Origin of the sequence: Enterococcus sp. DIV1090, from assembly GCF_050537975.1 — a bacterium.
Lineage (GTDB): Bacteria > Bacillota > Bacilli > Lactobacillales > Enterococcaceae > Enterococcus > Enterococcus faecalis.
Genome location: NZ_CP172917.1, coordinates 1,506,431 through 1,532,036 on the forward strand (window position 1 = coordinate 1,506,431; position 25,606 = coordinate 1,532,036).

Here is a 25,606-nt window from a genome sequence, read left to right on the forward strand (position 1 = left end):
TTCATTCCTCTATTTCTTGAATTTGTTCAATATATTTTTTGATTTCACTATCTTTGGGATAAGTTTCTTGAACATACTGCTGTAGTTGTTCAAGATATTCTTTCCGTACAACATAGTTTGAATAAAGATGTAACTTTTTTTCGTATTCTTCTAAAATTTTTTCGGTTCGTTTAATGTTATCATAAACCGCTTGGCGACTAACCTCATATTCTTCCGCAATTTCTCCTAAAGAAAAGTCATCAGCATAGTAAAGCTCCATATAATTCATCTGCTTTTCCGTTAATAATGTCGAATAAAATTCAAATAACGCATTCATGCGGTTTGTTTTTTCCATTTCCATGAGCCGTGCTCCCATCTTCAATCCCTTATAGGTTACCGATTTCATAGGGAATAGTCAATCTTTTTTTACTAAGTTTTTACCTTTTAAAAAGAAATGTCCGCAAGTTGCCATGTTTCTTCAGAATAAACGGTCATTCCTTGTTGAATAAAATAAGCAGTTGCGACTCCAACTCCAGCTTTTTTAATGCCAGAAAATTGTCCATCATAAATCAGCTGGCTGCCACAGCTGGGACTTTTTTCTTTCAAAATTAAGGTTGTAATTTGTTGGGCTTTTAATTTTTGATACGCGCGTTGTGCCCCTGCTTTAAATGCCACAGTCACATCTTCCCCGTTATCCGTATATACATAAGCAGTATTCGCCCAAACATCAAAGCCGTCCCCGCCAATGATTTCTGCTGGCGGACGTGGAATGGGCAACTCTCCTAAAACTTCGGGACAAATCATTATTGCTTTTCCATTAGTTACAAGTTGTTTTAACGCTTCTTGTTCTTGAGATTTTCCATCGTAACGGCAACAAATCCCACCTAAGCAACTACTAATACCAATCATTCGCTTCTCCTCATTTCATTTCTCTATTATACCATGAGTTGACTTTTCTCAAAAGTAGCATTCTCGCTTACTTTAAAGTACGTTCTTCCTCTAAAAATATGTTAAACTAACAATAGTGAAATATACACTTATTTTCAGAAATTTCTTGAAGGAGTTATGTAAATGAAAAAAGTTCTTGTCGTCGATGATGAACCATCGATTTTAACTTTGTTAACCTTTAATTTGGAAAAAGAAGGCTATCAGGTGACTACTTCCGAAAATGGTAAAAACGGCTTCGAATTAGCTTTGTCTAATCAATATGATTTTATAATTTTAGATGTAATGCTTCCTGGTATGGATGGCTTAGAAATTACCAAGGCACTTCGTCGAGAAAAAATTGACACGCCTATTTTGATTTTAACTGCCAAAGATGAACAAGTAGATAAAATCATCGGCTTAGAAATTGGGGCAGATGATTATTTAACAAAACCTTTTAGTCCCAGAGAAGTCCTAGCACGCATGAAAGCTATCTTTCGTCGTTTAAAACCTACCACGACCGAAACGCTTCAAGAGGACACACCTAAAGCTCCGCTTGTGATTGGCGAGATTCGTGTGGATGAACAAAATTATGAAGTCTTTGTGCGCAATCAGCCCATTGAGCTAACACCGAAAGAATTTGAATTACTCGTTTACTTCATGAAACGCAAAGATCGGGTCATTAATCGGGAAACCTTGTTGGAGCGAATTTGGCAATATGACTTCGCTGGACAAAGTCGCATCGTCGATGTCCACATTAGTCATTTACGTGATAAAATCGAGCCCGATCCCAAACGGCCCGTTTACTTAGTAACTGTCCGTGGCTTCGGCTACCGTTTTCAGGAGCCAAAACGATGAAAAAGAGACTGCGGATTGAATATTTTTTAGTTGCGGCAGTCATGCTTTTATTATTTGTCGGGAGTATTGCAGCGACCAATTTTTTCTTTCAAAAAGAAATGGTTGCTCAGCAAGAAACCTATTTAAGAAGAAAAAATACCCTTTTAACAGACCAGTTGCCCCCTTCCGTTTTCGAAAAAGGGCAACTGACAAACCAACAACAACTCCTTGTCACCCATGCGTTAGATGATGCAGAAGAACGGGTAACTTTGTTGCAAAAAAATGGTACCGTCTTTTTTGACAGCAGCCAAAATGAACCGCTAGAGTCGCACAAAAAACGGCCTGAAATCGCTGCGGTTCTATCAGGAGCTACCTATGGTTCAGCTTTACGAAAGAGTAAAACGTTAAATAAAGAACTTCTGTACGTTGCCACGCCTGTTTTAAAATCAGGAGAAATCGTTGGCATTATTCGGATTTCGGAACAAACTGCGCTATTTTCTAAAAATATCCAATCTTTTCGTCGCTATATTATCTTTACATTTGGCATCTTGTTCCTCCTAATTACCTTGTTTATCTTTTTACTGTTACGACAAAAAAATCAACCGCTAGTGACTGTCTTACCGATTCTGAAACGAATGCTTAAACATCCAGATGAAAATCGATCCATTATCCAGCAATCTTCTGAATGGAATGAACTTTACGAAACTATTAACTTACTGAGTCAACAAGTAAGTCAAACGTATAAAGCGTATACGTCTGCGGATGAGCAATTTCACGAACTTTTAGATGAGCTGATGATTGGTGTCTTTATCATTGATACGCAAGGACGGCTTCGTCTGTTGAATCCTAAAATGCAAGAAATGTTAGGACTCTCTGCTAAAAATATGCAAAGCAATTATCTTGAAGTGATTCAAGACGCCGATTTGATTCATTTAATCCATCAAGTCGTTGCTGAAAAAAACAGTTTACATCAAGAAATCACTGTGACACAAGGACCAACACCTTTACGATTAGATCTCTCTCTTCGTTACTTGGATGATCAAAGCGCCAATGATTATCAAGTGTTAGGAATTGCCTATGATTTAACGCGCGTTCGCCAACTAGAAAAAATGCAAAAAGATTTTGTATCAAACGTGTCTCATGAATTAAAAACGCCTGTCACTTCTCTTTTGGGCTTTACCGAGACACTCATAGATGGCGCCAAAGAAGATCCGAAAGTCCTTGATCAATTTTTGCACATCATGCAAAAAGATGCCCAGCGTCTGCAACAATTAATTCAAGAAATTTTAGAACTTTCTCGGGGCAGCGCAACAATTCCTTATGCAGAACAAGAAATTACTTTAGAAAAATTTATTACAGAAATTCTCGGTTCTTATCAGCAACAATTGGCAGCAAAACAGCTGAAAACAGTCGTTCATGGTCTGCCAGAGAGCCAGTTTTTCACCAAATACGAATTGTTTTATCCAATCGTGAAGAATCTAATTGAAAATGCCATACAGTATTCCCAAGAAAATGGACAGATTACTATTTCTTATGCTATTGAAAATCAGCAATTACGTTTATCTGTTCAAGATACTGGCATTGGCATTAGTCAAAAAGACCAAGAACGGATCTTTGAACGGTTCTATCGTGTCGATAAAGCACGTAGCCGTCATTCTGGTGGCACCGGTCTAGGTCTAGCTATTGTCCAAAATTACACAGAATTATTAGGCGGTAAAATCGCCATTGATAGTCACTTAGGCTTAGGGACCACTTTTACAATCACCTTACCTTTAACAAAAAAAGAAGCCTAAAAAAACTCAGCCAATTGAGCCGACCCCCAAAAGTTAGACCTAGAAATCTAACTTTTGGAGGTTTTTTTGTATGGCAAAATACAGTTTTGAATTTAAACTTAAACTTGTTCATGACTACTTATCTGGTCAAGGAGGTCTAAGGTTTCTCGCAAAGAAGTATGGGTTTAAAGATAGTTCTCAAATAAGCAAATGGATAAATGCCTATAAAGAACTTGGTGAAGAAGGCCTACTTCGCAGTCGAAAAAATAAGAATTACTCTGTTCAATTTAAGCTAGATGCGATAGAGTTATATTTAACAACAGAGTTGTCCTATCAAGAAGTAGCTAATCTTCTAAAAATGAACAATCCATCATTGATTGCGAATTGGCTTAGAACGTATCAGAAGTTTGGTATAGAGGGACTCTCTAAACAGAAAGGACGTCCACCTACCATGTCTAAAAAGAAACGAAATGAACCCCAACCACTACCAAGTGAACGATCTCAAGTAGAGAAACTAGAAAAAGAAAATAGAATGTTAAAAATTGAGAATGCCTATTTAAAAGAATTGAGGAGACTGCGTTTAGAGGACGAACAAAAAATGAACGAATCGCACGAATCATTCACAGTCTCCGAAGACACTTTCGATTAAAAGATATTTTGGAAACCCTAAGGTTTCCAAAATCTACTTACATGTACTGGCAAAAACGCCTCGACAGAACAGCTTCAACACAAATCATTGAAGAAGAAATTCAAGCGATTCGTAAAAAACATCAACATTATGGCTATAGAAGGATGACCCAAGAATTGAAACGACGTGGATTTCAAGTGAATAAAAAGAAAGTCCAGCGATTAATACAAAAGTTAAAGTTACAAGTCAAAGCTTTTACTAAGAAATCAAGAAAATATAATTCCTATAAAGGAACCGTTGGTAAAATCGCTAAAAATTTGATTCGTCGCCGATTTAAAACTTCTGTTCCTCATCAAAAAATTACAACTGATACAACTGAATTTAAGTACTTTGAAGCAGATAACGCAGGCATCTTTCGTCAGAAAAAACTATACTTAGATCCATTTATGGATATGTATAATAGTGAAATTCTAAGCTATAGCCTTTCTACTCAACCAAATGGTAAAACAGTTATGGAAGGTCTGAAAGAAGCAATTTCTCAAACAAATGATTGTCCCTATCGGCGCACCTTTCACTCTGATCAAGGCTGGGCTTATCAAATGAATGTCTATATACAAACATTAAAGGACAACAATATCTTTCAAAGTATGTCTCGAAAAGGAACCTGTTTAGATAATTCTCCTATGGAGAATTTCTTCAGTATCCTAAAACAAGAAGTGTACTATGGAAAAATCTATCAAAGTCAAAATGAATTGAGAGAAGCAATTGAGAACTACATTTATTATTACAATCATCACCGAATCAAGGAAAAACTTAACTGGAAAAGCCCAGTAGAATTTCGACAATTCAATCAAAAAACTGCATAAAAATAGAGTGGAAAAATCCACTCTATAAAAAGTCTAACTTTTTGGGGTCACTACAAATCCTGTTTATTGGCTGAGTTTTTTTGTTTATTTTTCAGTTACTTTTCCATTTACATCACGTTCTACTTGCATGTCTGTGATGGCTAAATAACCTAAGTCTTTGACAATTGTCTTTTGAACATCATCGGTGACCATATAGTCTAAGAAGGCTTTTACTTCTTTATTAGGCTCCCCTTTTGTATACATATGTTCATAAGACCAGATTTTCCATGAATTGTCTTTCACGTGTTCTTCTTTTGGTTCAACACCATCAATGCTTAAGGCAACGGTGGAATCATCCATATAAGAAAAAGCTAAATAGCTGATTGCTCCTGGTGTTTGTTCAACAATTTTACGAACTGTTCCCGAAGAATCTTGTTCTTGTGATTGAACTGGTTTAGCTCCATCTAAGCCCCATTTTTCAAATGTTGCTCGGGTGCCACTTCCGTTTGCGCGGTTTATTACGACGATTTCTTGATCTTTGCCGCCCACTTCTTTCCAGTTTTTGACTTTGCCAGTAAAGACATCAATCAATTGTTGCTTCGTTAAATTCTTCACGCCGACTTCTTTGTTGACCACTGGTCCCATACCGACCACGGCCACCCGATGATCGACTAATTTAGAGGCATCCACGCCATCTTTCTCTTCGGCAAACACATCGGAATTTCCAATGGTCACTGCGCCATCTGCAACTTGCGAAAGTCCTGTTCCGCTACCGCCACCTTGGACAGAAACTGTATAATTAGGATGTTCTTGTGTAAATTGATCTTTCGCAGCATCTACTAACGGTTGTAAAGCGGTGGAACCAACAGCGACAATTTTAACTGGTTTGTTACTATCCGCTTCGCTGGATTTTTCAGTTGTGCCTCCTTGAGCTCCGCACCCAGTTAATAATAACCCTAGACTCAGCATAGTTGCTGCAATTACACGTTTTTTCATCTTTGCACTTCCTTTTCAATTAGTTACAAGTTTAGTCTACCAAGACTCTGTTAATTCTGTTTCAATTAAATGTAAATAAAAGGTAAAGGTGTGTAAAGAATCTATAAAGGCTAGTGCGTTATGCGTTGTGTCGCCATGTAATGTGCGATTCGTTCCATGGCCGTTGTTAATTTATCCATATCGGACGCATAACTAATTCGGACGTATCCTTCTGCTTCTGGACCAAAAGAAATACCTGGAATCAACGCTACTGCTTCTTTTTGCGCTAAATCAATACAAAATTTCATAGAATCTTGTTCATAACCAGTAGGAATCTTAGCAAAAATATAAAAGGCGCCATTTGGACGTGCAACCTCAAACCCCAATTGAGTCATCTGTTCATAAACAAAATCGCGCCGTTTCCGATACTCTTCTTTCATAATTTCAGCATCATGCATTCCTTCGATTAGGGCACGAACAGCCGCTTTTTGAGACACAGTTGCAGCCGCAGTAACTAAATACTGATGAACTTTAATGATCTCCGCTGTTAAAATCGCTGGTGCAAAAATAAAGCCAATCCGCCAGCCTGTCATAGCATGTGATTTCGACAAACCGTTAATTAAAATCGTTTGGTCACGTAACATTTCAGCAATCGAAACATGACTCTCATCATAAGTTAACTCACTATAAATTTCATCACTAATCACAAAAATGTCGTATTTTTTTAGAACATCAGCAATTGCTTGCAACTCTTGGCGGTTATAGGTGACACCAGTTGGGTTGCTAGGATAATTTAAAATAATTGCTTTGACTTGTTCCCCATGCTCGGCCATTGCCGCTTCAATCATTTCAGGGGTCAAGACAAAATCATTGTCTCGTGTATCCAAATATACCGGTTCCGCCCCCGCCAATGTAATAATTGGTTCATACCCTGGGTAAATAGGTGCTGGCAATAGCACTTTGTCACCTTGTTCTAAAATTGCTAATAACGAAGCTGAAATCGCTTCTGTTGCTCCAACTGTTACTAAAATTTCTGTCGCAGGCTGGTAAGTCAAATGATACTTTTCTTTCATAAAATAAGCGGCTGCTTCACGAACATCTAACAAACCAGACATCCCTGTATAATGAGAAAAATTCGCATCAATTGCTTCTTTGGCTGCTTTTTTGACATGCTCAGGTGTGTTAAAATCCGGCTCTCCTAGCGTTAATTTTAAAATACCTTCAATTCCTGAGACTTGTTCGTCAAATTGACGAATTAAAGAAACAGCAATTTTATTTACTTGACGATTAAAACGATTGGTTAAATCCATTTAGCTTCACTCCTTCAGTTGACGTTATAGTAGCACAAATTGACCGTAAAATGAATGATTTTCTCATTGTTTCGCTAGATTTTTATTATAAATATCTCAAAAAAACGGCAGAGAAGAAAATAGGAGAACTTTGTCCTTTTCAACAAAGTTCTCCTATTTATTTATTTTTCGAAACGCCATGTCCGAATTTCAAACGGACGTAATGGTGTATCAACTTCTATCGCTGGTGTCAACGGTTCTTCTAATACATTTGTTAAACAAGTCGCTGGTTGTGTCTCTTTGTGAAGTTCACAAGGAATATTTTGCGCTGTTAGATTAAAGCCACGAACGACTAAATGATTCGTTTGCTCTTGACGTTTAACGGCTGTCCAACCAATCGGTCCTTCTGCCGTTGTCAAATAAACATGGTTCGGTGCTAGTTTACCTTCATGACGCGCAGTAGTAGCTGCAGTAAAAGGAATTTGTGCACTATAGGCTTGTTGATACGTAGCAAAGCGTTCTTCTGGTTTTCCATGCAATGACAAACCATATTTAAAGATATATTCTCCTTGGCATTGTGCTTCTGGTGTCGCAAAATAGCCCCAATCACCTAGTTCGCCAACACAACGAATTAATGTGACCGCAATGGTTCCATCTGCCAAGACTTCATACTCATTTAAGCCTTCATTGAAGATAGTCACGCCTTTGTTTTGGTCATGAACATTCACAAACGCTTGTTGGTGCTGCGGGTTTGTTGGATTTTCCCATGTGTCGCTTACTTGATTTGGTCGTGTCACGACTTCATAAATACTATCCGCTTCGTGTGTTTCTGTGACCATGCCAGTTGGGAAAAGCACGCGTAAACGATGATCTTTGATTTGATTATTAATGGTTGTTTCAAAGAATAATTGGTTACTTTCTTTGATCATTGTAACCACTGTCGTTATTTCGAACGGGCGAAGCGTCGTTGAACGTTGTGCTTGGCGTTCTCTAAACTCACGAACAGCCTTTTGTTCTTCTTCTAATCGTTCATCTGCTGAAACTGGTAACATGACGGTTTGTTTAATTTGATAACTTGCTTTTACAGGGGAATTTTCTTTATTCGTAATTTCAGCCGTTACATTTTCGGTTGTAATTCCTTGGTCTTCGGTCGGTTTGAAAAAGATATATTCATTCCCAATGTCGCCAGTATCTTCAAATGTTAACAATTTTGAAAATGTTTCTCCTGTTTTTTTGTCAGCAATGGTTAAGCTACCATTGTTTTCAATTTTCACTTGAATAAATTCGTTTTCCATTTCATTTGTTGCTGGTTGAGCCAAAAGACTTCCTTCAAAAGCTTTCGTTTCTCCTTGAATCAATGCAAAGCTATCCCAAGAGAATGGCGCCATTTCTTTGACAGATAATTCGACCGTTAAGTATTTAGCCATGTACGGTTGACGGAAAGCATCTTTAGGTAAATCGTAACCAAAACGAACATCTTCTTTGACAATACGGCTTGCAACGGCTTTTCCAGTTGGATCAATCACTTGATAATCTGGGGTGGCTTTTTGTTTTAATTCATGATAAAGATCTTCAGGTTTTCCTGTATAAAATGGCAATCGTTCAATCTCCACTTCCACAGTGACAACCTCCGTTTTCTGATAGCCACTAGTATTAAACAAAACAAACGGGTGCGCTTTTTCTGGGAAAACACTTGTATTAATTGCTTCTGTTAATTGTCGTGTTGCTTCATCTGCTAAGAAATGCCCGACATCATTGGCATTTTCAAAGCGAGTCATCATGCCTCGGTGAACCTCGTCGACAGAACAGCCACAAATACTATCGTGCGGATGGTTTTGAAGCAATGTTTTCCAAGCATAATCAAATTGGTCATGTGGGTAGTCGCCAGTTACTTCGTAAGCCATTGCTGCTAAAGGTTCTGCGATATTTTCTAATTGGTGTTGCACTTTTGTGTTCCACTGTTTTAAATAGACGCGAGCAGAAGAAGTATTGGCTAATGTGTACCAGCCATCCGTTTCTTGACTCGTTAATTCGCCTGTTACTGTTCCTAAATCTTCTGGTAACTCCTCTTGAACAGCTTTCAAATAGTCATCGAAATTGGAATGAATAAATTCATATTCTGGGAATAGTTCATTGGCTAAAGCGATGGCCTTAGTAATATCTCTTTGTACAGGTTGGTGGTCGACCCCATTCATCATCAATAAATGGTTTGTGGAAGCGTAACGTTCCACATCAGCCAATTTTTGTTTCCAAAAAGCGATTGCCGCTTCTTTTTCTGAAGGAATTTCGTTCCCGTTACTATACCAGTTCGCAAAAAGCAAGCCGAAAATTTTCGTTTGGTCAGGACCTTCCCACCACATTTCAGAATATTGTGAGCTATAGTCGCTTTCTAAGACTTGATTATCAAAGCCAATCGGTTTCACCCCGCGTCCAAAGGCAGCCGCAGGCAGATTTGCTAATTGCATCATTTGAGGCGTTTGACCCATGTTACCAAATGTATCCGGGAAGTAACCTAATTGAACTGGTGCTCCCCATTTTTGACTTTCTAAATGCCCAATCAGCATGTTTCGAACATTGGATTCAGAGCTAATTAAAAAGTCATCTTGTAAAATATAAAATGGTCCGATTTTTAGTTTGCCTGCTTGGACAGCTTTTTTCACGGCTTCTTTTTTCTCTGGGCGAACTTGTAAATAGTCGTCTAAGATAATCGTTTGTCCATCTAAATGGAAACTGTTAAACTCTGGATCATTTTCAATTAAATCTAATACATTATCCACTAATTCAATTAAGCGCATATGATGTTCTTCATAAGGAAGATACCATTCACGATCCCAATGACTATGGGAAACAATATAGACTTTTTTCTTTATCATCACTTTTCCTCCTATTTTTCCACTCGGATGTCAAAATAATCCATAACTAATTCACAAAACATCATATTAGCCCATGAAAACCATTCTCTTGTATAATTTTCAGGATTATCTACGTCAAAACCTTCATGCATCAAATGAGTCCCCGCATCTGTGGCAACTAATAAATCTAAAATTCGTTCTTTTTCAGCTTTATCTTTGGTTGTCATTCCTTCCATTGCTAAAGCAATCGGCCACACGTAATTTTCTGGTGTATGCGAGCTACCAATCCCTTTCGCGTATTTGCCTTCATAGAAGTAAGGATTTTCTTTACTTAATAAGGTTTGACGCGTTGTTAAATATTGTTCATCCTCTGTTGAACAATAACCCAGATAAGGGGCTGCTACTAAATTGGGAACATTACTGTCATCCATCACGCTAGCATTGCCTAAGCCATCCACTTCATACGCATAAATCGTTTCGTTATTTTGATTTTTTGTTCGTCCAAATGTTTGAATGCCTTCTTCAATCTCTTCTTGTAATTTTTTAGCAATCGCCACAATCGTAGCATCTTCTAAAACATCAGAGAAAATTTCTTGAATATAGCCTAAAATTACGACTGCAAACATGTTAGAAGGAACTAAGTAACCATATTGGCAGGCATCATCACTAGGACGGAAGCCTGACCATGTCATCCCTGTTTTGCCAACTGGTGTTCCTTTCCCTGCTTCAACCAACGTATCTTCTTGACGCCACGTATCTCGTTCAAATAAATAAGGTGACTGTGCGTGATCTTGTTCTGTTGTGAAAACGTTGAGAATTTTTTTAACGCCTTCCACAAAATCTGAATTAAATTGTTCGGTCATCCCAGTATTTTTATAAAGTAAATAGGCTAATTGGACCGGGTAACATAATGAATCAATTTCATATTTCCGTTCCCAAATCCAGCCATTCATTTCGGTCTTATCAGTTTGATGGCCTGCATGATTATCTGTTTCATTAAACGCATTGGCATAAGGATCAATGCAAATATAACGAAACTGGCGTTTAACCAAACCAGCAATCATTTGAGCAAGGTCTTCGTCTTCTTTCGCAATCACTAAATAGGGACGAACTTGTGCTGTTGAGTCTCTCAACCACATTGCTGGAATATCGCCTGTTAATAAAAAGGTAGTACCATCTTCTTGACGTTTCACTGTTGTTAGTAAAGTATTGGCAAAGGCCGCCTGAAAGTTTTTTGCCCAATCTTGATGTGCTTCACCGCATTTTTCTGTAATTTTCTCCATAAATGTTGCTACGGATTTTGGAACTTCTGTATAAACCATTCTCGTCACCTCTTAAATTTGATATATCATTTCACACTTGAATTATAGCGTTTACATTTCACTTTGTCTAGTGATTTCGATCATTTTTTTCATTTTAAAACCAATTAATTTATGGTAAACTATAAATAAGATATATCTTATTGTGAGGTGAAATGAATGAAGCAACCATTATATCAACAAATTATTGATTATTTACAAAATGAAATTGATTCAGGGCGATTGCCTGTTGGAGCGCAAGTGCCTACCGAAAAAGAATTATCGGCTCAGTTTAACGTCAGTAGAATTACGTCCAAACGAGCGCTAACTGAGTTGGAAACGCAAGGCGTAATCCAACGTCACCAAGGAAAAGGAAGTTTTGTTCAAGCACCAAAGCATCCTCTTCATACCTCTTTAAATAAAGTTCTTTTTTTATTGCCTTTTGCAGACGATTTATCAGTAGGAAATTTCTATAGCGGTTTGGCCCCTACTATTCAAGCAGCTGGTTTAGAAGTCTTTATGACCTCGCCTAATTTTTTGAGAGAGAAAAATGCTGCGGACATTGTGAATGAGTTTGCCGGGCTTGTCTATTATGCTGCTACTAGTAATGACTACCTCGACTTACTGTTCGAGTTGGCTTTGATGAATTTTCCAGTCGTTGTCTTGGATAAAAAGATCCATGATTTACCTTTTGCAACCATTCAATCAGACAACTTTGCTGGTGGTAAAACAGCAACCGAACGCTTAATTGGCTTAGGACATACAAAAATTGGATATATCCTTTCAGGAAGTCCGGCCCTACAATCCGTTCGGCAACGTTATTTAGGTTATCTCCAAGCTTTAAAAGAAGCCAATCTGGCGTTCCATACAGCAATCACGGAAACCAATCTCTTAGATGAACACAACTTTAAACAGTATTTTGAGGCGCACCAACTCACAGCCGTGGTCTGCGATAATGACTTCAGCGCGTTACATTGTTTACGAAACTGTAAAAACCTAGGTATTCATGTGCCAGAAGAATTATCGATTATTGGTTTTGACGATATTCAAGCAGCAGCATTTGTCGAACCGCCATTAACAACCATGGCGCAAGACTTTAAAGAAATGGGAAAACTAGCTGGTGAAGTGTTATTACAAACGATGCAACAAGACATTCAAATCATAGAAGACATTCAAGTACCTGTCACATTAATTGAAAGAGAAACCATTTCTACTGTTTCAAAATGAGCCAAAAAAGAAGAGCGTGGGACAAAAATCACTTTGGATTTTGGCTCCACGCTCAAAAACTAATAAACGGCGGGAACAGAAGCAACTCCTTCGGAAATAAGCCGAAATTCTCCAAAAATTAAAGAACAATTTTCGGAAATTCCTTCTTATTTCTCGGAGTTAAACACTTCTGTCCCGACCTCTTCTTTTTATTCCTTAGTGCTAAACGTTTTGGTATCTACCTCTTTTTTAAACAACGCTTTTAGTTCTTTGATAAAGTAGCGACCAATCGGACTGATTTCCCGATTTTTGGGAAAGAGTAAACAAATACGATTTTCCAAAGCTGGCGCCAATGGCACTAACCGAATTTCTTTCTTCGTAAAACCCGTTACGACACCTGAACCAGAAGCATAAGCATTGGTTTCTACCAACAAATTCATCAAGGTTCCACGATCCGTAGTATGAATGACCGATTCCTGTTCAGGAATTTCAACTAAATCTTCAGAAAAATAGGAAAAATTGCTTCCTTCTTGATTAAAGCGAACTTGTGGATAGGGAACTAATTCCTCTAAATGAATTTCTTTTTGCTTGGCTAAAGGATGATGATTTCCTAAAAAAATGTGTGTATTAAAAGTACTAATTACCTCGTAGGCTAGATTAGCTTGTTCTAAATACCGTTCAATACTGACACTATTTTGTTCATTTAAATAAATAATCCCCAATTCACTGTGAAATCCTTTGACGTCTTCAATTACTTTTAAGGTTGTGGTTTCAAAGACACGAAAATCTTTATATTGATCCCCATACTTTTTAAGAACTTTGGCAATTACCTCACCTAAAAAATCGTAATGTTGTGAAGAGATGGAGAATCGTTCGCTGGTCACTGTCTCGCGATAGCGATTTTCCAATAACTCCATTTGAACTAAGACTTTCTCTGCTTGTTCTAAAAAAACCATTCCTTCTTCTGTTAAAAAAGCGCCCTTATTGGTACGTAAAAAGAGGGAAATTCCTAGTTCTTCTTCTAATTCCCGAATACTATTTGACAAGCTAGGTTGTGTAATAAATAGTTTTTTGGCTGCTTCCCGAAAACTCCCATTGTTAGCTATGGCAGCAACATACTTCATTTGTTGAATATTCAACACTTTTTCCTCCACACACTAATCATTTGAAAAATAAATCTTACGCCCATTCAACGGCTGAAGGGGCCGATTGTTAAAGGCCAACATACCTTCCTTGATCTTATTTAAAAAAGCTTGATCCATTTTTTGAATGGTATCAAATACAAACCATTTCACTGGACCCTTAGTTGGCGGTGTTGTTAACGAGCCTACATAATGGTAGTGTAGACGCTCCTCTGGTAAAAAGATTGACGGATTAAACCATTGTTGGTGCGTGCCGTTTTCCCAGTCCATCGGATGATTCGCTTCTGAAAAACGATTTTCTTCCTCTGTGATGGTAAACAGGCAACCGACAACTAAATTTTCGCCAGCATCATTCATATGAACCAAATGGAATTCTAGCGGATACTGCTTTCCCGACAGCAAATGTTCGCTAGGCATATGAAAATGGATATCGGTTAAATGATACGCAACATTTTCAAACATTACGTAACTTTCCGTATTTGGTGGTACAAAATGAAACGTATTTTTGAATTCTTTTTCAGTGAATTCTTCTTTTTTATAATGAAACGTAATCTGAGAATTTACTGTCTCAGCACTTTCTTTTTCTAAAGCAATTGGCGATTGATAAGCAAACTTAGCACCTTCTGCAAACCAGTCACATAGCGTATGCCAATGTTCCGGTCCATCGTTGCCTGTATAGCTCCATTCAACGTCCATATTTTTTATTTTTTTCATACACTCTTCCTTCATTTCCACATAGTAATCAGGTAAAACTCATGTTAAAACTCTATCCTAACATCTTTTCTACGTCAAACAAAAGAACTTAGATCATTACGCTCCTCGGCAAATGACCTAAGTTCTCCTACCGTTAAATCTGGTTACTGAAAATGACACTAAAAATCAGACGACAAGAACTATCTTTAGTTCAACGTTTATTTGCCCCAGTTTTCAGGATCTTTTTTCCATTCTTGTAATAAGGTAACATCTTTTTCTTCGATATAATTTGCTTCTAATGCAGCATCAATTAAAGTTGAGTAATTGGTTAACGTTAGTAACGTCATCTGTTTATCTGCAAAATTTACCGTTCCTTTGGGTAACTCATAAGTGAAGATTGCCGCAACGCCTAAAACCGTTGCTCCTTCACGTTCCGCCGCTTCTGCCGCTTCTAACACGCTACCGCCGGTTGAAATTAAATCCTCGATAACTACCATTTTTTGTTCTTCAGAAATTCGGCCTTCAATTTGATTCCCTTTGCCGTGGTCTTTGGCTTTACTGCGGATATAAACCATTGGTAATCCTAAAATATCGGCTACCCATGCCGCATGTGGAATCCCTGCGGTAGCTGTCCCAGCAATCACTTCGACTTCTGGGAAAGTCTCTTTAATTTTTGCCGCTAAGCCTTCTGCAATTTCTTTACGCACAGCAGGATAACTCATCGTGATACGGTTATCACAATAAATCGGGCTTTTTATGCCACTAGCCCAGGTAAACGGCTCATTAGGGTTTAAAAATACCGCTTCAATATCTAATAAATCTTTGGCAATCTTTTTTGCTACTTTTGTCATGTTACTTTCCGCTCCAGTCTTTTTTGATTTCTTGATAGGCTTCATAAGGATTTTCTGCTTGGGTAATAGGTCGGCCAACAACGATATATGTGGACCCGATTTCGCGAGCATGTTGCGGCGTAACGACCCGTTGCTGGTCACCTACCGCACTTCCCGCTGGGCGAATACCAGGTGTTAAGCAAATAAACGTCTGCTTGGTTGCTTCTTGAATACCACGTGCTTCTAAGGCCGAGCAAACCACTCCATCCAGACCCGCTTTTTCCGCACATTTAGCATAATGAATGACACTTGTCTCTAAAGAAACGTTGATTAATTGATCGTGGTGCATCTCTTCTTCACTAGTAGAAGTCAACTGGGTTACAGCAATTAACTCAGGAACCTTAGCGCCTGGCTGAGTCCCTTTGATTAGACCTTCCTTAGCTGCTTGCATCATTCGAACGCCCCCTGCTGCATGGACATTGGTAATGGCAACGCCTAATTTTGCTAAATTTGTCATCGCTTTTTCCACAGTATTCGGAATATCATGTAATTTTAAATCCAAGAAAACATCATGTCCTTGTTCTTTAAGCCAGCGAACAATCGCTGGTCCTTCTGCGTAAAAAAGTTCCATCCCCACTTTAACAAACAAGGCTTCTTCCTTAGGAAATTTTTCTAAAAAAACAGCCACTTCTTTTTGCGTGGGAAAATCTAACGCAATAATTGGTCTATCGTGCATTTTACTGCCCCTCTCTCACTTCTTTAATTAATTGTTCCAACGATTCAATACCTAACTCTTCCATTCGCTTAGGTAATCCGTCAATCAACTTCGGACAAATATATGGATCTGTAAAGTTGGCCGTACCAACACCGACAGCGCTAGCACCTGCCATGAACATTTCCAAGACATCGTCCACTGTTTGAACACCGCCCATTCCAATAATTGGCAACTGAGAAACACTGGCGACTTGTCGGATTAAGCGAATGGCAACAGGTTTAATGGCTGGGCCAGATAGTCCACCAGTTTGATTGGCTAAAATAGGTTTTCTCGTTTTTAAATCAATGCGCATCCCTAGCAATGTATTAATCATAGAAAAACCGTCTGCGCCCCCTGCTTCAATTGCTTGGGCGATCGGCACAATGTCCGTTACGTTTGGTGATAGTTTAACATAAATCGGAACAGAGGCGACTTTTTTGACTGCTTGTGTTAATTGAAAAGCAACCTCTGGATCTGTACCAAAAGCTATGCCGCCATGTTTCACATTGGGACAGGAAATATTCAGTTCAATTGCTTTGACGTTAGGCGCTTGCCCAATTTTTGCGCAAACAGCCACATAGTCTTCTTCGCAAGCACCTGCAACATTTGCGATAATCGGTAAGTTAGGGTATTTTTCTAATTTCGGTAATTTTTCTTGCATAACCACGTCTAAGCCTGGATTCTGCAATCCAATGGCATTTAGCATACCACTAGGTGTTTCAGCTACACGTGGTGTGGGATTTCCATATCGTGCTTGGGGCGTTGTTGCCTTAATCATAATTGAACCTAATTGATCAAGGTCATAATAGTTAGCATATTCTTCCCCGAACCCAAAGCAACCACTGGCGGGAATAATTGGATTTTTTAATGTTAAACCTGGAATTGAAACAGCTAAAGGATTTTTCATCATAAGATAACCTCACTTGCTTTAAAAATCGGACCTTCATCACAGACCTTGACACTTTTTGCTCCAGTAGTGTCTCCTTTTTTATGGCAAACGCAGGCATAGCAAGCCCCAATTCCACAGGCCATCCGTTCTTCTAAAGAAAGGTAAACGTGTGGATGTGTTGGAAATAAAGAATCAATTGCTTTTAACATACCATTCGCACCACATGCATAAACTGCATCAGGGATCCGTCCTTTTGCTAACGCTTCTGACAATAAACGGCCCACGTTGCCATGAGCGCCAAACGAGCCGTCATCTGTGGCAAAATGTGTTTCTCCTAATGCCATAAATTCTTGTTGGTAATAAGAAACCTCTTTTGATGCATAACCAAGAAAATGAATCACTTTCACGCCTTTTTCATTGAGTTGCTTTGATAATTCATACAATGGGGGAATCCCGATTCCTCCGCCAACGATAAAAGCAGTTTGACCAGCTGCTACGGTAGTTATATCAAAGCCGTTTCCTAAAGGACCTAAAATATCTAATTGTTCACCAGCCTTCATGGTGGCAAACACTTCCGTTCCAGCGCCTTCGACTCGATAAATCAAACGACAGGTTTCGTTCGAATGATCAATTTGGTTGATGCTAATCGGTCGCCGCAAAAGTAAATCTGCACGCGGAACCTTGATATGCACAAACTGTCCAGGTCGTGTCATCTCTTTCACTAACTCGCCTTGTAAGTCTAACTGATAAATCCGTGGCGCTAACTGTTTTTGAGCTACAATGGTCATCATTTCTTGCTTTCTCTGCATCAGTATCCTTCACTCCTTTATTCTCTGATTCCCCTATAAATGATTTTCTATTTCTTCGTAAAAGAATCTGGAACAGTCCTCCTCAGACGATTGTTCCAGATTTTTGCTTAAATGGCTTCTGTCGTAAAGGCTCTTGATTCTAAAACTTTTAAAATCGCATTCGCTGTGTCAAGTGAGGTAAACAATGGAATCCCATGTTCGACTGCTTCCCGACGGATTGAAAACCCATCTTGGTTGGCACTGGAACGATTTTTATCCATGGTATTGATTACCACTTGTGCATTCCCATTACGAATGACATCCAGCACGGTTTCCCCTTCAGGATTAGAAATTTTCGTCACTTTCTTAACAGGCAACTGATGCTTCGCTAAAAAGTCAGCGGTTCCTTCCGTTGCGACTAAACTATAGCCAATTGCTGAAAAACGCTTAGCAATTTCTAACGCCTCTTCTTTTGTTTCATCAGCAATGGTGAAAAGTACAGCCCCATAACTTGGCAAATGCAAGCCAGATGCTTCAAAGGCTTTATACAAGGCTTTTTCTAAATAATAATCACTACCCATAACTTCCCCAGTTGATTTCATTTCAGGCCCTAAGTACGTATCTACTTTTTGTAGTTTCGTAAAGGAGAATACAGGGGCTTTCACATGAACTTGTTTACTTTCAGGGTATAACCCATCTTGATATCCTAGGTCAGTCAGTTTCTCACCAAGAATCGCTTTTGTAGCAACTTGGGCCATCGGAATCCCTGTGATTTTACTTAAGAAAGGAACTGTTCGACTCGCACGAGGATTCACTTCAATCACATAAACACGATTTTCATGAATAACAAATTGAATATTCATCATGCCTACACAGTTTAAACCAAGTGCCAGTTTTTTTGTATAATCGGCAATCGTTGTTTGAATTTCTTGAGAAAGATACTGCGGTGGATAAACCGCCATTGAATCACCAGAATGCACGCCAGCTCGTTCAATATGTTCCATAATCCCTGGAATTAGTACTGTTTCACCATCACAAATGGCATCAACTTCACATTCCTGTCCCAATAAATAGCTATCAACCAAGACAGGATGTTCTGGAGAAGCTTTGACTGCGTATCGCATATAATCTTCCAAATCCTTTTGATTTTCGACAATTTCCATTGCACGACCACCTAAAACATAACTTGGACGCACTAAAACGGGATAGCCGATACGATCAGCAATCACGACTGCTTCTTCTGCACTTGTGGCCGTATCTCCTGGTGGTTGAGGAATCGCTAACTCTTGCAAAGCTTGTTCAAATAAATCACGATTTTCCGCACGATCTAAATCTTCAATCGTTGTTCCAAGAATTTTAACGCCTTGTTTTGTGAGCGGCTCAGCTAAATTAATCGCTGTTTGTCCACCAAATTGGACGATCACGCCAATCGGATTTTCTAAATCAATCACATTCATGACGTCTTCTAAAGTTAATGGCTCAAAGTATAATTTATCAGAAACAGAGAAATCTGTTGAAACTGTTTCAGGATTACTATTCATAATAATTGCTTCATAACCAGCCGCTTGGATCGCTTTGACAGAATGAACCGTTGCATAATCAAACTCGACCCCTTGACCAATGCGAATGGGACCAGAACCTAATACTAGTACAGAAGGCTTTTTCGAAACATTGCTTTCGTTTTCCACTTCATACGTGCTATAAAAATAAGGCGTGTGTGATTCAAACTCTGCAGCACACGTATCGACCATTTTATAGACGGGCACAATTTGATTGGCTCTGCGGAAGTCAGCAATGGCTTGTTCTGTTTGTCCCCAAAGTGCCGCAATTTTCCGATCAGAAAAACCATTTTGTTTGGCTTCTTTCAAGACAGCTACGTTGTCCACGTGACTTTCAAGGGTCGTTTCAATTTCGATAATGTGTAAAAGTTTATCCAAGAAGAATAAATCAATTTTCGTTAAACTTTGTAATTCTTCGATGCTATATCCTCTGCGAATGGCTTCTGATAAGTAGAACAATCGATCATCTTGCGCATGAACCATTTTCTTCGTTAATTCCAGATCACTGACATGACTTAGTTCTGCTAATTCGTTGTGATAAGCACCAATTTCTAAAGAACGAACTGCTTTTAATAAGGATTCTTCAATATTGCGGCCAATTGCCATGACTTCCCCGGTTGCTTTCATTTGCGTTCCTAGTTCTCGAGCACCTTTTTCAAATTTGTCAAAAGGCCAACGAGGAATTTTGGAAACAACATAGTCCAAAGCCGGTTCAAATTCGGCATAAGTGGTTCCAGTAACTGGATTTTTCATTTCATCTAATGTTAAACCAACAGCAATTTTTGCGGCTAACTTCGCAATGGGATACCCTGTGGCTTTACTAGCAAGTGCAGATGAGCGAGAAACACGAGGATTCACTTCAATCACATAATAATTAAAGCTATGCGGGTCCAAAGCTAATTGAACATTACAGCCACCTTCAATTTTTAATGCACGAATAATTTTCAAGGACGCATCTCGCAACATTTGGTATTCATAATCTGATAAGGTTTGACTCGGAGCAAAAACAATCGAATCCCCAGTGTGAATGCCGACAGGATCAAAGTTTTCCATGTTACAAACCACAATCGCATTATCAGCCGAATCACGCATCACTTCATATTCAATTTCTTTAAAACCAGCAATACTTTTTTCAATTAAACATTGTGTAACTGGTGATAATTTCAGACCGTTTTCGGCGATCTGACGGAGTTCTTCTTCCGTATCACACATGCCGCTGCCTGTTCCACCTAAAGTAAATGCGGGACGAACGATAATTGGATAGCCAATTCGTTTGGCAAAAGCCACGGCTTGTTCCACCGTATTGACAATTTCACTTTCTGGAATCGGTTGTTCTAATTCTTCCATCAATTGTTTAAATAAATCACGGTCTTCCGCTTGGTCAATCGCACTGAGCTTTGTTCCTAGCAATTCTACATTTAGCTCATCTAAAATTCCTGATTCCGATAATTCCATCGCCATATTTAATCCAGTTTGACCACCTAATGTTGGTAGAAGAGCATCAGGACGTTCTTTTCGCAAAATTCTTGAAACAAATTCTAAAGTAATCGGTTCAATATAAACATGATCCGCGATTTCTTTATCGGTCATGATGGTCGCTGGATTTGAGTTTACTAAAACAACTTCATACCCTTCTTCTTTTAACGCTAAACAGGCTTGTGTGCCTGCATAGTCAAATTCTGCTGCTTGTCCAATAATGATTGGTCCTGAACCAATCACCATGATTTTCTTGATGTCCGTTCGTTTTGGCATTAGTTTTGCTCCTTCCATGCATCCATTAATTCCATAAATTCGTCAAATAAATGAAGACCATCGTGCGGTCCTGGAGCCGCATCTGGGTGATATTGCACAGTAAAAGCTGGATAATCTCGATGACGCACGCCTTCAACCGTTCCATCATTGACTTCCACGTGGGTCACAAGTAATTTTTCTGGATCAATTGTTGCTTCATCTACGGCATATCCGTGGTTTTGTGAAGTGAAATCAATGCGCCCTGTTGCAATTTCTCGTACAGGATGATTCAAACCGCGATGTCCAAACTTCATCTTATACGTATCCGCACCATTCGCTAATGAAAATAACTGATGACCTAAGCAGATGCCGAAAATTGGAACTTTTCCTTGGATTGCTTGAATCATTTCAATAGCTTCAGGCACATCTTTGGGATCTCCAGGCCCATTTGTCAACATGACACCATCGGGACTTAATTCTAAAATCTCTTCGGCCGTTGTATTATAAGGCAACACGGTTAAGTTGCATTGCCGTTTTGATAATTCTCGCAAAATACTATGTTTCAACCCAAAATCAACGACGACTACATTACGCCCAATACCTGGACTCGGATAAGGCTTAGTGGTGGAGACTTGTGCCACTTGATTTTTCGGCATGACTGTCGCTTTTAATTGATCAAACGCATGCGGCAAATCATCCACGGCATCAATGATGCTCCCTTTCATTGTTCCAGCTGATCGTAATTTACGAGTCAGCGCACGGGTATCAATTCCTGAAATTCCCGGAATCCCTTTGCGCTTTAAAAATTCATCCAAGGTCATTTGTTGACGCCAATTTGAAGCAACCCGCGCATGCTCTTTAACAATGACACCTTTACAGGTTGGTGCAATGGATTCATAATCATCTCGGTTGACCCCGTAATTTCCAACTAATGGATACGTAAAAGTAATCATTTGTCCATTAAAACTTTGGTCAGTAATTGCTTCTTGGTAACCTGTCATGCCAGTAGTAAAAACAACTTCTCCTACTACATTGCCTTCTGCACCAAACGCTTTTCCTTCAAATACTGTTCCGTCTTCTAAAATCAATAACCTTTTCAAACCTACTGCGCCTCCTCCGACCAAGCTAATGCTCCGTCAACAAATGTCATAAGTGTCTTTCCTTTGACTGTCCACCCTGTAAATGGTGTATTGACAGCCATTGATTCAAATGCTTCTGCATCAATTGGTGCAGCTGTTGCTAAGTCAAAAACTGCAATATCTGCTGGTGCACCAATTGTTAGTGTTCCTGCGTTTAATCCAAAAATTTCTGCCGGTTTCACTGCCATCCAATCAATCACTTGTTCTAATGTGAAAATGCCTGTTTCGACAAAGTTCGTATAAATCAATTGGAAGGCCGTTTCACTACCGACAATACCAAAAGGTGCGTTTAAAAATGATTGTTGTTTTTCTTCTAAACCATGGGGCGCATGGTCGGTAGCAATACAGTCAATCGTGCCATCTAACAAGCCGTCAATCAATGCTTGTCGATCTGCTAAACCACGTAATGGCGGGTTCATTTTCCAAAACCCTTCGTCACCAGGAATATCCTCATCGACTAAAATTAAATGGTGTGGCGAAACTTCGGCTGTTACGTGAATCCCTGCTTTTTTAGCATCTCGAATAACGCGCACGCTTTCTTCTGTTGAAACATGACAAACATGATAATGAACGCCTGTTTCTTTCGCTAAAGTAATATCCCGAGCAATTTGTGAAGCTTCCGTTGCACTTAAAATCCCTGGTAGGCCTAATTTCTTAGAAACTTCTCCTTCATGCATCACACCACCAAATAATAAAGATTCATCTTCCGTGTGCGCAACAAGCGCCATATTTAATGCAGCCGCTTCTTTCATGGCTAAGTACATCGTTCCTGCCGTTTGGACACCAACACCATCATTCGTAAATGCAAAGGCGCCCGCTTCTTTTAAGGCCTTCTGATTGGTTAAAACTTCACTCCGTAGCTCTTCTGTAATGGGGGCATATTGTAAAACTTTTACGACTGCATCTTTTTGAATTAAGTCGTAAACCTCACTTAATTTTTCAGCCGTATCTGGTACTGGATTCAAATTGGGCATTGCGCAAACCGTAGTAAAACCACCGCGAGCAGCAGCTTTACTACCCGTTTTAATCGTTTCTTTATACGTAAAGCCTGGTTCTCTAAAGTGAACATGCACATCCACCAAGCCTGGCGTGATTAGTTGCCCGTTCGCATCAAACACTTGCTCAAAATCTGCTTCGTCAAACGATTCTCCGATTGCGTGAATCACACCATTTTCTAGCCAAAGTGCTGCCTCAATCAATTGATTCTCTTTTTTGATGATTTTTCCATTCTTAATTAACGTCTTCATTTCTCCACCTAGGCCTTTCCATGTAAAATTGCTTCTAAAATTGCCATGCGCATAAAGACTCCGTTACTCATTTGCGCGACGATTCTTGATTGCAGACTTTCCACTAATTCATCTGCCAGTTCAACATCCCGATTGACTGGCGCTGGATGCATAATAATTGCGTGTTTCTGTAAACGAGTTGCCCGTTCGTTGGTTAAACCATATTCCAAATGATAGCCTTCTTTTGAAAAACTTTCCTTACCATCATGACGTTCGTGCTGCACGCGAAGCAACATCATCACATCGACTTTTTCAACAATTTCATCTAATGCCACATATTGTCCATAGACATCAAACTGATGATCATACCACTCTTCTGGACCTGAAAAATAAATTTCAGCGCCTAAACGGTTTAATAACTGCATATTTGATTTAGCAACGCGAGAATGTGTAATATCTCCCACAATCGCCACTTTCAAGCCTTCAAATCCACCAAATTCTTCATAAATGGTCATCAGATCCAATAAACATTGTGTAGGGTGTTGTCCACTCCCGTCCCCACCGTTAATAATAGAACATTGAATCGTTTTACTTTGAATCAATTCATCGTAATAATTTTCTTTACCATGACGAATGACTGCTACATCTACACCAATTGCCGACATCGTTAGTACTGTGTCGTATAACGTTTCTCCTTTTTGAACAGAACTTCTACTTGCTTCAAACTCAATCACTTCTAAGCCTAATTTTTTCTCAGCTACCTCAAAACTTTTATGTGTTCGAGTACTATTTTCAAAAAACAAGTTTGTTGCAAAATATTGACGTTCTTCTGGGTGCCATTTTGCCCCCTGTTTAAATTCTCCTGCGCGACGGATTAACCCCATGACTTCACGGTCGGTTAAAGCCTCAGCAGTTAAAAGATGTTTTAAACTAATTCGTTCAGATGTAATAATCATTCGTCCAGTCCTCCTACTGTTCTTCGCTACGTGCGTTTTCCGGTAAAATTAAATTCAAAACAATTCCTAAGACGGTTGCTAATGCCATTGAAGACAATTCAAAGGTTCCTACTTTGAAGACTAAGCCACCAATGCCGATGACTAAAATTACTGAAGCAATCAATAAATTCTTTTTCTTATCAAAATTAATCTTATTATCGATTAAGATTTTCAAACCACTTGCGGCAATCACACCGAACAAGACGAAACTAATTCCTGAAATAACTGGTCCTGGGATACTTAGAATCAAGGCACTTAATTTCCCAACAAATCCTAAAGCTACAGCGAACACCGCGGCTCCACCAATTACGAAGACACTGTGTACTCTTGTAATTGCCAGCACGCCGATATTTTCACCATAACTTGTAACTGGCGGTCCACCAACAAAACCTGCTACAATTTGCGCTAAGCCATCTCCCATTAAAGTTTTAGATAAGCCTGGGTCTTGGAAAAAGTTGCGCTTGGTTAATTTATTCAAGACCATTAAATGACCAATATGTTCTGTCATTGTTACAAAAGCAATTGGTGCCATTGTTGTAATAGCATTTAAATACAATTTCGGTTCATATTGAACAAAAGGTACTTCAAAATTCGGTAAAGCAAACCACGCAGCTTCTTTAATAGGGGTTAAGTCAATAATTCCGAAAGCTAAAGCGACCAGGTACCCACTAACAATTCCCAAAAGAATTGGAATTAATCCTAGGAAGCCTTTGAAAAACATGTTGTAAAAAATGGTTAAGCCTAAAGTAATCAAGGCTACGGCAATATATTTAAAATCATAAACGTTGTTGTTATACATTGCGTTATTTGCGGCATTAGCTGCCAAGCCTAAACCGATAACCATCACGACAGGTCCTACAACGATAGGCGGTAAAATTTTATCCAACCAGTCGGAACCAATTTTTTTAATGATTAATGAAACGATTAGGTATACCAAGCCGGTTGTCATAGCACCTTGGGCAATGGCTGGATAACCATCACTCTTCATTAACATCTGCATCGCTGCAATAAAAGCAAAGCTACTGCCAAGATAGGCGGGGATTTTTCCTTTTGTAGTAATCAGATAGACCATTGTTCCTAATCCTGAACTGACTAACGCAATCCCTGGGTCAATTCCCACTAAGATTGGTACTAAAACCGTTGCACCAAACATCGTAAATAAATGTTGTAAACTTAGGCCAACCCAGTGAAAAGCTTGCGGTCTGTCTTTAATATCTAAGACTGCATCCTCATTTCGAAATTCTTTTTCTGACAA

20 protein-coding genes and 1 pseudogene are annotated in these 25,606 nt (G+C 39.0%); 4 read left to right on the plus strand and 17 right to left on the minus strand.

Features of this window, described 5'->3' with window-relative positions; translation table 11 throughout:
* Nucleotide 1 precedes the first annotated feature (1 nt).
* Together IGL48_RS07280 and IGL48_RS07285 are read right to left on the minus strand one after the other, a co-directional pair.
* Nucleotides 2-340: a putative DNA-binding protein gene (locus IGL48_RS07280; protein ID WP_002357429.1), complete on the minus strand. Its 339-nt coding sequence runs from the start codon at nt 338-340 to the stop codon at nt 2-4.
* An 83-nt stretch (nt 341-423) separates the two neighbouring features.
* Nucleotides 424-888: a DUF523 domain-containing protein gene (locus IGL48_RS07285; protein WP_010824689.1), complete on the minus strand. Its 465-nt coding sequence runs from the start codon at nt 886-888 to the stop codon at nt 424-426.
* A gap of 162 nt (nt 889-1,050) precedes the next feature.
* On the opposite strand from IGL48_RS07285, the gene IGL48_RS07290 reads away from it, so the two are divergent.
* From IGL48_RS07290 to IGL48_RS07300, 3 genes and pseudogenes are all read left to right on the plus strand, one after another.
* Nucleotides 1,051-1,761: a response regulator transcription factor gene (locus IGL48_RS07290; RefSeq protein ID WP_002364032.1), complete on the plus strand. Its 711-nt coding sequence runs from the start codon at nt 1,051-1,053 to the stop codon at nt 1,759-1,761.
* Nucleotides 1,758-3,533 (plus strand): two-component system histidine kinase PnpS, encoded by a 1,776-nt coding sequence (pnpS, locus tag IGL48_RS07295; RefSeq protein WP_002413857.1) that lies wholly within the window; start codon nt 1,758-1,760, stop codon nt 3,531-3,533. The genes IGL48_RS07290 and pnpS overlap by 4 nt, the downstream gene beginning before the upstream one ends.
* Nucleotides 3,534-3,603: 70 nt before the next feature.
* A pseudogene (locus IGL48_RS07300) lies at nt 3,604-5,006 on the plus strand (IS3 family transposase).
* An 84-nt stretch (nt 5,007-5,090) separates the two neighbouring features.
* On the opposite strand, the gene IGL48_RS07305 reads toward IGL48_RS07300, so the two are convergent.
* From IGL48_RS07305 to IGL48_RS07320, 4 genes are all read right to left on the minus strand, one after another.
* Nucleotides 5,091-5,981, minus strand: a complete 891-nt coding sequence (locus IGL48_RS07305) for a phosphate ABC transporter substrate-binding protein PstS family protein (protein ID WP_002357425.1) — start codon at nt 5,979-5,981, stop codon at nt 5,091-5,093.
* Between the two features lie 110 nt (nt 5,982-6,091).
* Nucleotides 6,092-7,270, minus strand: a complete 1,179-nt coding sequence (locus IGL48_RS07310) for a pyridoxal phosphate-dependent aminotransferase (RefSeq protein ID WP_002396269.1) — start codon at nt 7,268-7,270, stop codon at nt 6,092-6,094.
* Between the two features lie 161 nt (nt 7,271-7,431).
* Nucleotides 7,432-10,122, minus strand: a complete 2,691-nt coding sequence (locus IGL48_RS07315; protein WP_282852421.1) for an alpha-mannosidase — start codon at nt 10,120-10,122, stop codon at nt 7,432-7,434.
* An 11-nt stretch (nt 10,123-10,133) separates the two neighbouring features.
* On the minus strand, nt 10,134-11,423 hold the full coding sequence (locus IGL48_RS07320) for a glycoside hydrolase family 125 protein (RefSeq protein WP_002377286.1): 1,290 nt from the start codon (nt 11,421-11,423) through the stop codon (nt 10,134-10,136).
* 156 nt (nt 11,424-11,579) lie between these two features.
* Between IGL48_RS07320 and IGL48_RS07325 the strand changes: the two genes are divergently transcribed.
* Nucleotides 11,580-12,626, plus strand: coding sequence for a GntR family transcriptional regulator (locus IGL48_RS07325; RefSeq protein WP_002360181.1), 1,047 nt, complete (start codon nt 11,580-11,582; stop codon nt 12,624-12,626).
* Between the two features lie 188 nt (nt 12,627-12,814).
* Here the strand turns inward: IGL48_RS07325 and IGL48_RS07330 are convergent, their stop codons facing one another.
* The 11 genes from IGL48_RS07330 to IGL48_RS07380 all read right to left on the minus strand — a co-directional run bounded on the left by IGL48_RS07330 (nt 12,815) and on the right by IGL48_RS07380 (nt 25,606).
* Nucleotides 12,815-13,744: a LysR family transcriptional regulator gene (locus IGL48_RS07330; RefSeq protein ID WP_002361904.1), complete on the minus strand. Its 930-nt coding sequence runs from the start codon at nt 13,742-13,744 to the stop codon at nt 12,815-12,817.
* Nucleotides 13,745-13,762: 18 nt separating this feature from the next.
* The gene (locus IGL48_RS07335; RefSeq protein ID WP_002382382.1) at nt 13,763-14,476 is read right to left on the minus strand and encodes a carbonic anhydrase; all 714 of its coding nucleotides are present in this window, start codon (nt 14,474-14,476) and stop codon (nt 13,763-13,765) included.
* A 182-nt stretch (nt 14,477-14,658) separates the two neighbouring features.
* A complete protein-coding gene (gene pyrE, locus IGL48_RS07340) occupies nt 14,659-15,291 on the minus strand; it encodes an orotate phosphoribosyltransferase (RefSeq protein ID WP_010824692.1) in 633 nt (210 codons plus the stop codon).
* A 1-nt stretch (nt 15,292) separates the two neighbouring features.
* Complete coding sequence (gene pyrF, locus IGL48_RS07345) at nt 15,293-16,006, minus strand: orotidine-5'-phosphate decarboxylase (protein WP_002365730.1); 714 nt, start codon at nt 16,004-16,006, stop codon at nt 15,293-15,295.
* A gap of 1 nt (nt 16,007) precedes the next feature.
* Nucleotides 16,008-16,934 (minus strand): dihydroorotate dehydrogenase, encoded by a 927-nt coding sequence (locus IGL48_RS07350; protein WP_048949332.1) that lies wholly within the window; start codon nt 16,932-16,934, stop codon nt 16,008-16,010.
* Nucleotides 16,931-17,722 (minus strand): dihydroorotate dehydrogenase electron transfer subunit, encoded by a 792-nt coding sequence (locus IGL48_RS07355; protein ID WP_010824693.1) that lies wholly within the window; start codon nt 17,720-17,722, stop codon nt 16,931-16,933. The genes IGL48_RS07350 and IGL48_RS07355 overlap by 4 nt, the downstream gene beginning before the upstream one ends.
* Nucleotides 17,723-17,829: 107 nt before the next feature.
* Nucleotides 17,830-21,012, minus strand: coding sequence for a carbamoyl-phosphate synthase large subunit (gene carB / locus IGL48_RS07360; protein WP_048949333.1), 3,183 nt, complete (start codon nt 21,010-21,012; stop codon nt 17,830-17,832).
* A complete protein-coding gene (locus tag IGL48_RS07365; RefSeq protein WP_002360175.1) occupies nt 21,012-22,091 on the minus strand; it encodes a carbamoyl phosphate synthase small subunit in 1,080 nt (359 codons plus the stop codon). Before IGL48_RS07365 ends, carB begins: the two co-directional genes overlap by 1 nt.
* A 2-nt stretch (nt 22,092-22,093) precedes the next feature.
* On the minus strand, nt 22,094-23,377 hold the full coding sequence (locus IGL48_RS07370) for a dihydroorotase (protein WP_002357412.1): 1,284 nt from the start codon (nt 23,375-23,377) through the stop codon (nt 22,094-22,096).
* 8 nt (nt 23,378-23,385) lie between these two features.
* Complete coding sequence (locus IGL48_RS07375) at nt 23,386-24,312, minus strand: aspartate carbamoyltransferase catalytic subunit (protein ID WP_010824695.1); 927 nt, start codon at nt 24,310-24,312, stop codon at nt 23,386-23,388.
* A 13-nt stretch (nt 24,313-24,325) separates the two neighbouring features.
* Nucleotides 24,326-25,606, minus strand: coding sequence for a solute carrier family 23 protein (locus IGL48_RS07380; RefSeq protein ID WP_002357410.1), 1,281 nt, complete (start codon nt 25,604-25,606; stop codon nt 24,326-24,328).